Annotated in this window: 11 protein-coding genes and 6 pseudogenes; 7 read left to right on the top strand and 10 right to left on the bottom strand. The window is 56.4% G+C overall.

Going from position 1 to position 12564, the window contains the following annotated elements; translation table 11 throughout:
• The 6 genes and pseudogenes from nifH to GCT13_RS44845 all read left to right on the top strand — a co-directional run.
• Window positions 1-254, top strand: a pseudogene (nifH, locus tag GCT13_RS44875) (nitrogenase reductase); the annotation flags it as partial.
• A 71-nt stretch (window positions 255-325) separates the two neighbouring features.
• A pseudogene (locus tag GCT13_RS44870) lies at window positions 326-499 on the top strand (nitrogenase molybdenum-iron protein alpha chain); the annotation flags it as partial.
• A gap of 516 nt (window positions 500-1015) precedes the next feature.
• Window positions 1016-1882, top strand: coding sequence for an EamA family transporter (locus GCT13_RS44860; RefSeq protein ID WP_321575035.1), 867 nt, complete (start codon window positions 1016-1018; stop codon window positions 1880-1882).
• 326 nt (window positions 1883-2208) lie between these two features.
• Window positions 2209-2940: a hypothetical protein gene (locus GCT13_RS44855; protein WP_087740443.1), complete on the top strand. Its 732-nt coding sequence runs from the start codon at window positions 2209-2211 to the stop codon at window positions 2938-2940.
• A gap of 1094 nt (window positions 2941-4034) precedes the next feature.
• Entirely contained in the window at window positions 4035-4181 is a 147-nt protein-coding gene (locus GCT13_RS48940) for a hypothetical protein (RefSeq protein WP_160111897.1), read from the top strand.
• Window positions 4182-4600: 419 nt separating this feature from the next.
• Window positions 4601-5095, top strand: coding sequence for a hypothetical protein (locus GCT13_RS44845; protein WP_227747356.1), 495 nt, complete (start codon window positions 4601-4603; stop codon window positions 5093-5095).
• Window positions 5096-5926: 831 nt separating this feature from the next.
• Here the strand turns inward: GCT13_RS44845 and GCT13_RS44840 are convergent.
• The 5 genes and pseudogenes from GCT13_RS44840 to GCT13_RS50275 all read right to left on the bottom strand — a co-directional run.
• Entirely contained in the window at window positions 5927-6382 is a 456-nt protein-coding gene (locus GCT13_RS44840; protein ID WP_227747354.1) for a hypothetical protein, read from the bottom strand.
• Window positions 6383-6525: 143 nt separating this feature from the next.
• A pseudogene (locus tag GCT13_RS50280) lies at window positions 6526-6654 on the bottom strand (IS110 family transposase); the annotation flags it as partial.
• Window positions 6655-6747: 93 nt separating this feature from the next.
• Window positions 6748-7683: pseudogene (locus tag GCT13_RS44835) on the bottom strand (IS3 family transposase); the annotation flags it as partial.
• Between the two features lie 6 nt (window positions 7684-7689).
• On the bottom strand, window positions 7690-8175 hold the full coding sequence (locus tag GCT13_RS44830; RefSeq protein WP_227747353.1) for a HesB/IscA family protein: 486 nt from the start codon (window positions 8173-8175) through the stop codon (window positions 7690-7692).
• A 282-nt stretch (window positions 8176-8457) separates the two neighbouring features.
• Window positions 8458-8633: pseudogene (locus GCT13_RS50275) on the bottom strand (IS6 family transposase); the annotation flags it as partial.
• Window positions 8634-8867: 234 nt separating this feature from the next.
• Here GCT13_RS50275 and GCT13_RS44820 point away from each other — a divergent pair.
• Window positions 8868-9437: a VirK family protein gene (locus GCT13_RS44820; RefSeq protein ID WP_087740304.1), complete on the top strand. Its 570-nt coding sequence runs from the start codon at window positions 8868-8870 to the stop codon at window positions 9435-9437.
• 197 nt (window positions 9438-9634) lie between these two features.
• On the opposite strand, the gene GCT13_RS50270 is transcribed toward GCT13_RS44820, so the two are convergent.
• The 5 genes and pseudogenes from GCT13_RS50270 to GCT13_RS50255 all read right to left on the bottom strand — a co-directional run.
• Window positions 9635-10579, bottom strand: a complete 945-nt coding sequence (locus tag GCT13_RS50270) for a prolyl oligopeptidase family serine peptidase (RefSeq protein WP_235851245.1) — start codon at window positions 10577-10579, stop codon at window positions 9635-9637.
• A 42-nt stretch (window positions 10580-10621) separates the two neighbouring features.
• Window positions 10622-11023, bottom strand: coding sequence for a hypothetical protein (locus GCT13_RS50265; protein WP_227747352.1), 402 nt, complete (start codon window positions 11021-11023; stop codon window positions 10622-10624).
• Window positions 11024-11158: 135 nt separating this feature from the next.
• The gene (locus tag GCT13_RS50260; protein ID WP_227747351.1) at window positions 11159-11740 is read right to left on the bottom strand and encodes a prolyl oligopeptidase family protein; all 582 of its coding nucleotides are present in this window, start codon (window positions 11738-11740) and stop codon (window positions 11159-11161) included.
• 298 nt (window positions 11741-12038) lie between these two features.
• Window positions 12039-12257: pseudogene (locus GCT13_RS44805) on the bottom strand (ATP-binding protein); the annotation flags it as partial.
• A gap of 19 nt (window positions 12258-12276) precedes the next feature.
• On the bottom strand, window positions 12277-12564 hold a 288-nt coding region (locus GCT13_RS50255; protein WP_227747350.1), incomplete at its 5' end, for a hypothetical protein.

Here is a 12564-nt window from a genome sequence, read left to right as displayed (position 1 = left end):
ACTTCGTGCCGCGCGACAACATCGTCCAGCACGCGGAACTGCGGCGAATGACCGTGATCGAGTATGCGCCGGACAGTGCACAGGCGGGCCAGTATCGCGCGCTTGCCGAGAAGATTCATCACAACGGCGGCAATGGTGTGATTCCGACGCCGATCACGATGGACCAGCTCGAGGACCTGCTGATGGAGAAAGGCATCATGGTGCAGGTCGACGAGTCGCAGGTCGGAAAAAAGGCGGCCGAGCTGACCGCCTGACGAATGCCGGACGACGGTCGCCGTCCGGCGGCCGGATCCGGCGATGACATTCTCTACTTATGGGATATGCAATGACCGCGACGGTTGAAGAACGCAAGGCCGCCAACAAGGCCCTGATCGATGAAGTGCTGCAGGCCTACCCCGAAAAGATGGCCAAGCGCCGCGCCAAGCATCTGGGTTCCTTTGAACAGGGCAAGCCCGACTGTAGGGTGAAGTCCAACATCAAGTCGCTGCCCGCTGTAATGGTCGGCGACGGCACGCTCGATGAACTCGACAGCACGCTTGCATCTGTTGAAAAATACCAATTCCATTGCAACTGGCCGTTTGCTCATGCGATATACGATCACCAACATGGTCCGGGATCGGTAAATGGCCAAAATGGACGAGGCGGCGCGCAAACGAGTGCATACGGCAGTAGCACGCTGCCCGCCGAAGTCGCCTTCATGCTGCGCGGCGAACGTTCGAAGGCGTTGGCCGAATTCGCTTCAAGACGGCGAAGGGCCATGCTGACGGCAGCCTGGGTGCGATGAAGCGCGATTGTCGCGTGCTCACGCTGTCGGCTTCAACCACCGTCACGCCGGTACGCAGCAGCGTGCCGGCGAGATGGCGGATCATCAATTTCCCTCATGCAGACATAAAGATTTCGAGCTTATACCACGCATATACCTGCGGTTAGTATCGTTTCTTCACTCACGCGGGAAATATGGATGAGCGAGGAATTGAACGCAAAACAAGCCAAATACGCGTTATCGAGAACGTCCGTGCCGTTCTCGCGCGCCATCGCGCCAATGTTCGCCGTCGCGTCAATGTGCAGCATTCAACTCGGCGCCGCGCTGTCGCTGTCCACGACGATAAAGCACGGAACCATTAGCACAACATGGCTGCGGCTGTGCTTCGCAGCGGTAGCGCTCGCGGCCATCGTGCGGCCGCCGTTGCACACGTATTCTCGCCAGCACTGGGCGGCCGCGGTCGCGCTTGGCAGCGCAGCGGCGTGTATGACACTATGCTTCTTCGAGGCAGTGCGCCGTGTGCCGCTTGTGTTCGCAGTGGCCGTCAGCTTCCTTGGGCCGATCGCGGTCGCGACATTCGGCGAGCGCAAGCTCCGAAGGCTGATGTGGCCGGTGTTCGCAGTGGCAGGCGTGTTATTGCTAGCTCGGCAGGACGGTATGTGGGTGGTCAGCCCCATTGACTTGGTGTTCCCGATTGGGTCGGCGCTCGGCTGGGTCGCACACATCGTGTTGAAGAAGCACGTCGGCATGCTGTTTGATGGGCTGGAAGGGCTTACTGCGTCCCTGATCGCAGCCGCCGTCGTTACCGGACCATTCGGTATTCTGCTGAGCGGCGGACATTTGCCTGCGGGACAACTCGTCAATGCCGCGTATATTGCAGTCCTGGTGCCGCTTGTCCCATACGTACTCAAAGTAATCGCCCTGCGCCGGATGAGCGCATCCGCATTCGGGGTCGTGATGTGCACCGAGCCTGCGATCGCGGCAGCGATCGGCTTCCTCGTACTCGCACAGCCGATAAGCAGATCGCAGATCGTCGGAACGCTGTGTGTTGTTGGCGCATGCATCGGCGCAGTGGTGGGCGGTATCAGTGCTGGCTCGTCTCAACGGGTTCGCGTGTGACCGCACTACAAGCAGGGACATCTAACCGGTCCGAATCAGCGGAAAAAAGATTCGAGGGGGAAAGCGTTCCTTGAAGCTTCGAGAGGTCGCTCGCAAATACCGGCTTCTCCTGTAGCCGTCGAGAGGAGTTTAACAGTATCGCCTTCTCATCAGGCAGCGACTGCAAGCGGCTTCGCGCATCAGTGGATGGTGAGTCTCAAGGGTTCCGGGGTGCTTCATTGCTTCGCAAAAACAGCTGGCTTCCTTAGCTCACCGAGTCGAGGAAGCTTCAGCAACGTACCGCTTCGCGTTGCCATTTCCGCTCCTGCTTTAATCAGGAGGGCCGCATGACGGCAGATAACGATCGCATTCATCTAGAGCAAGTCGCCGAGCAGGCAATGGAGCAGATGTTTGCCACGTCGCCTGAAACTGCGGCATTCCACCGTGGCAATTGGATTGACAGTGAATACTATCGCCGGCACCTGGTCGAAACCGTGCTACAGAACCGGCTCAACAACGAAGTCGACGCGTTTGCATTGTACAAGCTCGGCTACAAGGACAACATGCTCGCGCAGATTCTCGCGCAATACCTCGCAGGGAAATACGGACGCCATGGACTATTTTTTCGTGACATCGAGAGATTTGGCTTGTCGGCCGATCACGTTGACTGTGTTCGGCCATTCCACAGCACTGACAGGCTAATCCACTCTCTCTATCTGAGTATCGGTCGCGAGGGTCCGCTCTCGACGATAGTGTGGGATTGGTTTGTCGAATGGTATTCGGATCGCTACAACAAGCTCATTACTGAAGCGGCGGATCGCGCGTTGGGGCGCGTTCTCACGAACGGCTCGCCGGACCACATTGCGTATGACAATGCCCACGGTCACGCTGATTTGATGCAGATTGCTCTAGAGCTAGCAATTGACAGATGGGGCGGAGTCGAAAAGGCGGAATATTATCTGTGCCACTTCGTCAAACTGTACGGCGAATACCTCAACGAACTACGTGCAGCGACTGTGCCGCAGTTCCAAACGGCTGCCGGTCATATGCCGGTCGATGGTGGCCGTCATCGTGATTAACCGGCGCGGTTCGTCCCGTCGTTCCTCGTCGGCTCTTGCGCGAATTGTCGTCACCATGCACGCGTTTCCCTGCGAACGACAATGGTGGGCATCGTGCCACTCACCTGTGGGAGACTGACGTGCCGTTTTAATGGTCGACACCGTTTCGCGACACGCTGTCGCCACCGGCGCCCATGCAATCGCGCACGGGCTTCAACATCCGAATTGCGAAGTTGTGGAAACGGCAACGCGGCGCGGCCTCTCACGTCGCCAGCCACTCGAAAAACAAAATCGCCGCAGCGGCCGACGCGACGCTGCACGATTTTTAGCGCAATTCACAGATGTCGCGAGAGCCGCCGTCTGCGGATGACCGTGTGTACGACTGGGGAAAGAAGTAGCTTGGAGGGGGGGCTTTCGTCATGATGCTATCGTCCGCCGGACACTGCTTCGCGCCCATCAAGCACGGTAGCTGGCGCGCCCAGATTATAGGGTTTGGGACAGTCGCGAAACGAAAGCCCACTGCGATGGGCGCAGTCAGCTGAAATGGTATTTATGGGAATAGCTGGAACCTCGCATATCCATCCAGAAATCTGTCAAATCCTGACGTGCTGCTGATGGTTCCCACGATGTCTCTGGCGGGCGGAGATTTCATGCCGGCAGCTACTGCGTGAACAGATCAATTTGAAGCATCCGCTGGTCCCTATTTGGCAGACTGATCAACAGGGATCGGCTGGGCGCGTCGATGAGCAAGACCTTCGTCTCACGCCAGGGTTGTTTGGCAACGTCACCGAGGCTGGCTGATTGTGGGCCTGCCGATATCTGCGATACGCGTTCAAGCCGTCGACGAAGAAGTCGTCCGGCAATCGGTCGAGAGTCCGTATCGGGTGCGCCGGGAGCCACCAGCCATCTCCTTCATAGTAGCCGAGTCCGAACTTCTGTTTAAGAACCTGATAGTCACGCTCGATGCGCCAGCACATCTTCGTCATGGACACAATCGATGAAACAACGCGGTTTTGGATCATCAATTTCCCTCATATAAACATAAAGATTATCAGCCTATATCACGCGTCTCACTGCGGTTAGTATTTCTTCCGTCACTCGCTCGGAGAACACGCATGAGCGAGGGTGATGTCACGTTGATATTTTGGCAAAACTTGCGTGCAAGTATTTCTCAAGAAAGCGGTCGAATGACGAGAAAGCACAGTGAAGCGATGCCATCGTGCATGGCATTGGCCGAGTTCTTTGAGGAGCGAGGTGCGTAGCAGGTCGCTTGGGCGCTAAGGGCCGCGTATTCTGGCTGACGCTCAAGGTGAACATTAGGTACCAGAATCCCGGAAGCCGCGTATGCGGCGCTCCCTTCGCGACCATGAGCCAATAACTGTTTCGTCTCGGAGATTAGACCGGGCACAGGACTTGACAATCACGTGCCCGATCTTCGCCGCTCCCTGGGATTTCGGCTGTCGTGGCGGATAGCTACGGTAACTGGTCGGTGACGATCCGGCTTGGCACTCCAGGCTAGGAGCAAAGACGCGCTTCAAAACCCGTCCGGCGCGGCTACTTCATCGCGACGTCTTTTCCGCGGAATATCGAGTGCGACACGATGCGGATGTGATGACAGATATTGTCGATAATGGTTGATTAGTTAGTTGTGTTCTACTTCTGGAGCCTTTCAATGAGGAGAATGTATTTGTCGATCACGCTGTTAGCGATGCAACCGGTCAGTGCGTGCGCAGCAGAAAGTAGCGCTGCTCGTCCGCCTTTCATTGAGATTCAGTTTGGCAATCCAACCTTCGAGCAGAAGCTTTTTTACAAGAAAATGTATGAAAAGAAGCCATTTCCTGATGCAACGCTCTATTACTATGACAATGGCGTCTACAAGATCATTTCGCAAGGCGAAGAACACTACGGCGTCTATGTCGTACGTGGACATCTGACGGACGAGGAATACGCCGTCCACTACATTTCGCTCCCTTCATCGGACTGGCAGTGGAAGACTGCCCATCATTACCTGAAATTTAACCGTAAAACCGGCACATTCACACAGCAGGCGACGTGGGAAGAGGACCCGAACATCGCACCGCAAGATGGGCTGTTTTCTCAAGGCGAAAACACAATCGCTGACCCACGCTCGATCACGTGGTCAACGCATGCAGACCCCGAGCAGAAGAGGCGGTAGTCGATTTAACCAGTGAAAATTGCACGGATCGGTCGCTTCAACATAACGAGTGGCACGGAAAATAGCAGCTACTACACACGTTTCTTTATCGCCGCGGCCGACGCGCGCGTCATCTCCGCACATGGTGAGTGAAATCGCCATGAAGGCTCGAACAAGCATGGTCAAATCTGAGAGCGATTTCGAAGATAGCGAGCTTGTGAGAGTTCCTGCCGATGCAATGAGCCAACTTCCGTCTGCGGATGGGTCGGGTAGCTTGCGCGCTCTAGGCGGGCGAGTTCCTCACCGAGTTCAGGTTCTGAAAAGGGCCCAAGTCGCTTCAACACCGCGAATAGCTTGGAGAGCATAGCAGGAATTGACGTTCCATGCGTTGAACACTCCGTACCCAAATACGACGTCGCGGATTCCGGTTTTGGGTGGTTATCGCGATCATTTGTCGCTGGACACCGCTGCTCTGCCCTGGCGGGCGTATCTGAATTCTGCATAAGAGGCGGATTTTGCCATACAGCGGTGCTTGCGAGCCTAGGGCCAACAACGTCTGGGAGTCAGACGGTTGTCGTTGTTGAACAGTTGCATATCAGTTGTTGACGGCACTCCCAGCAGGGACGGACGAATCCCACGCTCGGGTGCTGCTGGCAGACGGCACTTGCATTGTGGGTCTGAGGGTTTATACTGAATACGTTTCCTCCATGTCTCATCCTGATATGGATTTTGGCCCACCGCTTGGTGGGCTTCTTCTTGAACGCTGGTTTAGTGTCGGTACGCGCCGCGAGAACTTATGCGGCGCGCCGAAATGCCCCTAGGTTTGGCAGCTTCTCGTCACACGCCCAATGTCTATTTGAACGTCTGCATATTAATGCTCCCGTCGGGAATGGACTGCGCCAGCCATTCAAACGACGCCTTCCTCTTTGCTTCAACCTTCGCGATGAAGTCGGATAGCTCGCGCTCCATTGCTGAATCTTTGGCACCCGGCTTCCACGCTGCGGCGCCTTCCCGGCGGCGCGTGGTGCGAGCCAGCGCGAGAGCGGACGTTGCAGCCTTCGCGCATTCGTATTCGACCTGCTCACAGATGTCGGTTAGATCGCCGAATTCCCGGAAAGACTCGACGTACTCACGCGCGTCGTGCACGGTAGCTGGATACTCGCGCAACTCAGAGATGACCCTCCTGCTCAGGATGTCCCATTGGACTTTGTCCGGATAGGCGAAGACTGGAACCGACACGCCCTTGCTCGCTTCGCTGGTCGCCAGACGCGCCAGTTTAGCGGCGGCCCAAGCGGCCTTGTACATCATTGTTCGGCACGTTCGAGCGTAGTTTTCCAGGGACAATGCGAGCTCCAGTGCAGTGTGGCGGCGCCGACGCTTCCTGTTGCCGAGATCCACGTGAGCGTCACGACAGAGCCGATAGCACCCGACGTCATCGCCAAGGTCACCGGATTTGAGAAGTATTGCAAGAAGCTGGCGCGCTTGATCGTCTTGCTGACGGCCTGGCCCGTATCCGCGTCTAAGTGGTGAACCTGAAACACCGACTTCACGATATCAATCCCAACTGGAGTGAGTGCCATATCGATCTCCGATGCTTACCAAGACTCCTTGGCAGTCCAACTATAGGCCGGAAGCCGTCGTCTCGGCCTGGGTGGGAGGCGTTCATATCATTGCTCAAACGCGATCGCCAGACGCGAGAGCGCCGTTGGTGCGTTAGCGACGTAATTGTGCTTCATGGTCTTCACGAACGATTCGGCCATGCCATTGCTCTACGGCGAACGTACCGGCGTGGTCAGCGGCTCAAGACCCAGTTCGCGAGTGAAGCTGCGCGTGCGGCGGTCGATGTAGGCAGAGCCGTTGTCCGTCAGCCATTCGACGGACTGAGCGGCCTGCGTGGTGCCGAAGCGCTGTTCGACGGCGGCCAGCATCATGTCGCGCACCACATCTCCGCTATGCCCGCCGGTCGTGGCCGCCCAGCTAATCGCCTCCCGGTCGTAGCAGTCCAGCGCGAACGTTACGCGCAGCGGCGTGCCATCGTCGCACCGGCACTCAAAGCCATCGGAGTACCAGAGGGTATTGCTGCGGTCCACGGCAACGCGACTGTCATGCCGCCGCTTGTCTCGCCGCACGCCGGGGCGGCGCAGCAGCAACTGGTGCTCACGCATAATCCGATACACGCGCTTGTGATCGATGCACGGCGCGCCGGTCTGTTCCCGACTACGGCGCAGCAGCGCCCAGATACGCCGATAGCCGTAGGTTGGCAGGTGCGCCGCATACCCCTGAATTTCCTCGATCAACCCGATATCGTCAGTCACGCAGACGCGGCGACCATCGCGCCAGTCAGACGAACGAATCCGCTTCACCACCACGGCAGAGCGCGCAATCAGGTTTTTTAAACGACCCCATTCCACGGCTTCTTTCAGGATTTCGACCTCCAGCGTCTTCTTCCCGGGTACCCGTTGGAGTTCCTTGATGGCGGCGGCCAGCTCAGATGCGGGCACAACAGATTCACCTGCCTTCACCGCCGCCAGACTGCCTTCCTGGTATTGCTTGTGCCAGTCGAACACCTGATTGGCGTTGACGCAATGCGGTTGTCGTTTTATCACGGTCCAACTTCATCGAGGACACGAGGAAAAGGCTTTACTGCGAGCGCAGAAGGCTGATGCGTCCCGGCTATCGATCACGAAGCGAGGGTGTAGGGCTCGTTCATCGTAGTCGATCCGGGCGCCCGCGAGGTGCTGCAAGCTGGCGTTATCGATAAATACGGTAATGCCCTGTGTAATTACCTCGATGTCGGAATCGCCTACTGAATCATCCAGCACAATAGAATACTTTATATCATCGGCGCCACGCATTTCGGCGCGGAGACGAATGTAAAGCTGTGTTTCGTCTCGCAGCGTGATCAGTTCTGCGAATTTTGCTGCCGCTCGAGGCGTGAACGTCGGAATGTCAGGCGCATGTACCACTGAAAAGGTCGATCGTTGAGCAACCATAAGAAGTTTCTTAATAATCGATAAGGAAGGTAGATCGCATTTAACGCTCCATCGGCACACAAGAAAAAGCAAGGTTTGTACCATGTCGAATTTGCGAAGTATGCGCATTTAGTTTTGCTTCGCCTTACGATCGTTATGATCGTTTGGATATAGAAGTATTGTGCCAGCTTTGTCGGGTTCGTCGATATTGTCCTGCAGTATTTGGATAGAAGTCTGCAAGCCATATTTATTGCGAGCCACGTTGTGATGAAACGCGAATCGCATCGCAATTCGGTAATGATCTCCGCTCGCGAGACCTCTGTGTCGAGCAGCAGGATTCACCGCAAGCCTCACCTGGCCAACAGCCATGGCGAGGCTGCGCTGCATCGACATCAGTTGTTCGCTCGGCGCAGGCAACAGCTTCATGGCCCAGCGATGCACGGTCGGCCGCAGTCCCGCGCTCGGCATCATCTGTTCAAGATGCCGCATGCTCAGCGAATACGCGACGTACTACCGCATGCACATCAGGAGAACGTCGAGCGGTAGTGCAGGTGCTTAAGCACTTTTGCCAAGAACGGCTTCCGGATCTGTTCGTCGATAACAGCGGTCGCCTTTACGTGCTGCTGACCTGCCCTCTGAACCGGAGGCGCGCAATCAGATAGCTTGAGGGTCCACGCGGCTAGTCATGGGAAACCGTTGTGACCGTGACGTTGTGATCGATACCCACGGTTTCTGCTCTAAATCAACGCCTTTGAGCTCGTATTGCGGCAGACTGCTTCCTGTCAGCTAACCCGCGACCATCTCAACAGCGAGGTCATTGCATGCAGACATTCCTTATCGCGCCGTTAATTGCCGCGCCAATGATATCGGGACATGCAGAGCCGGCCAAACAATTACCAAGCCTCGCCGATGTGGAAAGCGCACTAAATCGGGGCGCTGCCGTATCGGTGGCGGCCGACCTGACGAAGTGCTCACCTGCCGGCGATACGACTTCGCAAAGCGGCACGCGTGGCGGGGTGAAGATCAATGCCTACTGGACCATGGCGGACGGGACTTTAAGCTTTTCCGACGAACACGCGACCGTCGACCTCGTCGGTGCTCCGACTTTTCAAGATCCGTTCGGTGCTCCGATCTGGCAATCTATCCGTTATACGGTGAAGCCCGATCAGACCGTCTTCGTCGCAACTAAGCTGTTTTTTCTGCCTTCATATAATCCGATGATGCATGTCGACTATGCCTGCGCCATCAATCAAGGTATCGCATACTATACTGAAGGTCTCAAGTGTGATTACCAGCCGACAACACGCTGCGAATTGGGGCCATTGCGGCTAAATTCAGCAGGACCGGCTGACTTTTTCTGCAATGGAGACAGGGATGATCGACCCTTATAGAAAAAGGGTATTCGCCAATATGTGGCGAGCCGATAACTCAATGTCATGCGCGCGACCCACCTCCGTCGACACTTGTGCGGTGGAGACGCCTCTCATTGAAATAGCCATTTGATCGTACAAGGCAGGTCCTCAGCACAGCTACGTCCGCGCATCGGCGCCCGTTCATGACAGTCAGCACAGGTCGACGCGACGGGCCGTCACGATATGCCAATCTTCGCCCGCAGGAACTCGAACAGCGTCGCCGTAGCACGAGCCTTCGCTTCCGGTTCGATGCCAGCGCTGTGCCCTCCGTCGCGATGTTCCACGTACCAGACCTCGTCGTGTCCGAGGGCCTGCATCTTCGCTACCATCTTGCGCGCATGGCCTGGGTGCACACGATCGTCTGTGGAGGAGGACGTGAAGAGAACCGGCGGATAGCAAGTATCTTCTTTTATGTTTTGATAGGGTGAGTAGCCCATCAACATCCGATAATCGTTTGGATCGTCGGGGTTACCAAACTCGTCGACCCACCAAGCACCCTGCAATAGCAGATGAAAGCGAGATATGTCGAGTACAGGCATTTCCGAGATAACTGCACCGAATAACTCGGGACGCTGGATCATGCACACTGCGGTCAACAAACCGCCGTTGCTTCCGCCCCTGATGGCAAGCCGTTCCGGAGTGGTGACGCCGGAGGAAATCAATGCCTCGGCCACGGCAGTGAAATCGTCGAATGCCACCTGGCGTTTCTCGCGTCGCGCGGCCCGGTGCCACGCAGGGCCAAATTCTCCTCCGCCCCGGATACTCGCGATCGCATAAACACCGCCGGGTTCGAGCCATGAGAAGCCAACGGTTTCCAGGTAGCGTGGCGAATCGACCGGGATTCGGTAGCCGCCGTATCCGTACAGAAGACAAGGTCGAGGGTTGCCTTGAAGATCCGACTCGCGACCAATGATCCAATAGGGAATCCGCACGCCGTCAGATGCCGTCGCATGTCGGCGCAGTGCGACGAGTCCCGTTGTATCGAACGTTGCGTGTAGCCGTTGAAGCAACCGCCAGGGGGAACCAGAAGCGAGATCGGCGAGATACAGTGTCGGCGGCGTCAGAAAGTGGTCAACGTAAATCAATGTAGTATCGTCGCGTGTCCAGTCGACCACCGTCACCGAAACCTCGCTCCCGTCTGGCAACGAAAGCGCAGTCGCTTCCTACGTACAATGGAACGAGGCCGGGGGACGCCAGAGGGTTATGTGCGACACGCTCGCGCTCCTGTAAGTGACGATCAGCAAGTTATTTGTGTACTGCACTGCTGATAATACTTCCGTTTCCGACGGTACGAAAAACAGAGAAAATTGGCGGTCACCTTGGAGAAACGCATCACATCGAATAACGATCAAAGATCCTTCGCGATATATCGTCGGATCGACATTCCAGTCGGTCTGCGGCATAATGAACAGCCATTCGTTCCACTCAAAAATCCTCGCATCAGATGGCACATCGAACTGCATCCACTCGTTGGCTTTCTCGTCAAGCCAATAATGCACCGCGCTGTAAAACGTGGCTGAGCGTGATGCGCGATGACGCGCATGGATCGGATCGTAAAACGCCATTATCGACATGTCGCCGGGCTCGCATTCTAAGATGATCGGTGCTTCCGCAATCGCGGTTCCGCGCCCCCATCTGCGCACCTGTCGTGGGCAGCCGGCGACCGTAACTGCCGGAGCCCCATTTACCGCGCTGTCATCTCACCCCACATATACCGTATCACGGTCGATCCATGCCACACGGTGGTGACCAGGTTCAGGTAGTTCAAATCCGTTCTTCACAAATGTGCGCGATTCGACATCAAACTCCCGCACAATGCAGGCATCGGAGCCGCTGGGCGAAAGCCGAACCAGCGCGCGATCGTACGTTGGATAGATCAGCGCGAAGTCAACCAGAACCCACCGGATGTCGTCGCCGTCTCGCCGGTTCAGGTCAAGCGCATCGATGTCCAACACAGTCTCCCATCGTGGTTGACTCTCAACCCAAGCGTCCCATGGTGTGCGCCGAATGAAGCCGAGGGGACGCTGTTCGTCGTTCCAGATGTTATAGCCCCAGTCACCGTGGCGCGCGCACATAGTAATGCGATCCTTGGCCATTGCGACATCGACAATTCGTTCGGTTAGTGCGTCAGCATCTGCTGTATGTCCATACATCGCCATGGTGCGGTCGGTCTGTGCACGTACCCATGAATCGACAGCCGGACTCCCGAGTTCCTCCAAACCAATAAATGGGCCTGGCGCACCGTTGGATGGAGACCATAATGACGTCGGATAACGAATCAATCATAAATCTTCCGCTTCGTTACAAACCCTGTTGAAAATGTCTCGCGGTCAGAGGTGACTTCTCGTCAACCTTGTACCCTTAGACGGTGTTAGGCACCTTGAAGTACYGGRATTGCRTGGACAAGCATAAGCATGGCGAAGACGACAAAATGCAGMCCAGCSAGYGTTTCGGGCAAGCGTTCGTARTCRCGTGCCAGGCGYCGAAAGCGGTTAAGCCATCCGAAGTGGACAGCGTCAAGCAGCACGGCCGGTTTACCGACAACCATCTTGGCCGGTCGACCGGGATGATTGTCGGTCGTTATCCGGTCATGGTTGTCGCTCCTTGTTGTTGATTGTCGCCGGATGATTGTCGGCGCCTGCTGTTCTGTTTGTCGCTGGCGGTGCGACGACGGTAGCTTTCGACATTCATCTCGAAGATCGTCGAATGATGGACGAGCCGGTCGATTGCAGCGACGGTCATGCCGGGATCAGGAAACACGTCATTCCAGCCCGAGAATGGCTGGTTGGCGGTGATTATATGGAATTGAGGGCTTTTTCTACCTTTGTTTCTTCCTATTTGGGGCGGTGAGCCGATCAGGCGTCGGCGTGTTCTTGAGTCGCAGGAGTAGACGGTCTATAGCTTTCTGGTCGCCTTCCACTGCTGCACGTTCATCATCGGTCAGCGGTATCTCCTGCAGCATCCGTATCATTCCAGTCTTCGATTGGAGCAGGTCGGCGCGGGAGGATTCCTTCGGAATGTAAAAGTCACAACGTGCGCAAGCCATGCGGTGCGGACACTGATCGAAGAATTCGTACGAGCACAAACCGTGGCCAAGATCGTAGTA

The sequence above is a fragment of the Paraburkholderia franconis genome, from assembly GCF_009362735.1.
In the GTDB taxonomy this organism is placed as follows: domain Bacteria; phylum Pseudomonadota; class Gammaproteobacteria; order Burkholderiales; family Burkholderiaceae; genus Paraburkholderia; species Paraburkholderia franconis.
Note: the sequence above shows the minus strand (reverse complement) of the source record. Positions and strands in the feature narration are given on the sequence as shown.

What these genes read in the sequence shown, in the direction of transcription:
- GCT13_RS44855 (WP_087740443.1), top strand. Translation starts at nt 2,209, where the DNA reads ATGACGGCAGATAACGATCGCATTCATCTAGAGCAAGTCGCCGAGCAG.
- GCT13_RS48940 (WP_160111897.1), top strand. Translation starts at nt 4,035, where the DNA reads ATGAGCGAGGGTGATGTCACGTTGATATTTTGGCAAAACTTGCGTGCA.
- GCT13_RS44845 (WP_227747356.1), top strand. Translation starts at nt 4,601, where the DNA reads ATGTATTTGTCGATCACGCTGTTAGCGATGCAACCGGTCAGTGCGTGC.
- GCT13_RS44840 (WP_227747354.1), bottom strand. Translation starts at nt 6,382, where the DNA reads ATGATGTACAAGGCCGCTTGGGCCGCCGCTAAACTGGCGCGTCTGGCG.
- GCT13_RS44830 (WP_227747353.1), bottom strand. Translation starts at nt 8,175, where the DNA reads ATGCGCATACTTCGCAAATTCGACATGGTACAAACCTTGCTTTTTCTT.
- GCT13_RS44820 (WP_087740304.1), top strand. Translation starts at nt 8,868, where the DNA reads ATGCAGACATTCCTTATCGCGCCGTTAATTGCCGCGCCAATGATATCG.
- GCT13_RS50265 (WP_227747352.1), bottom strand. Translation starts at nt 11,023, where the DNA reads ATGGCGTTTTACGATCCGATCCATGCGCGTCATCGCGCATCACGCTCA.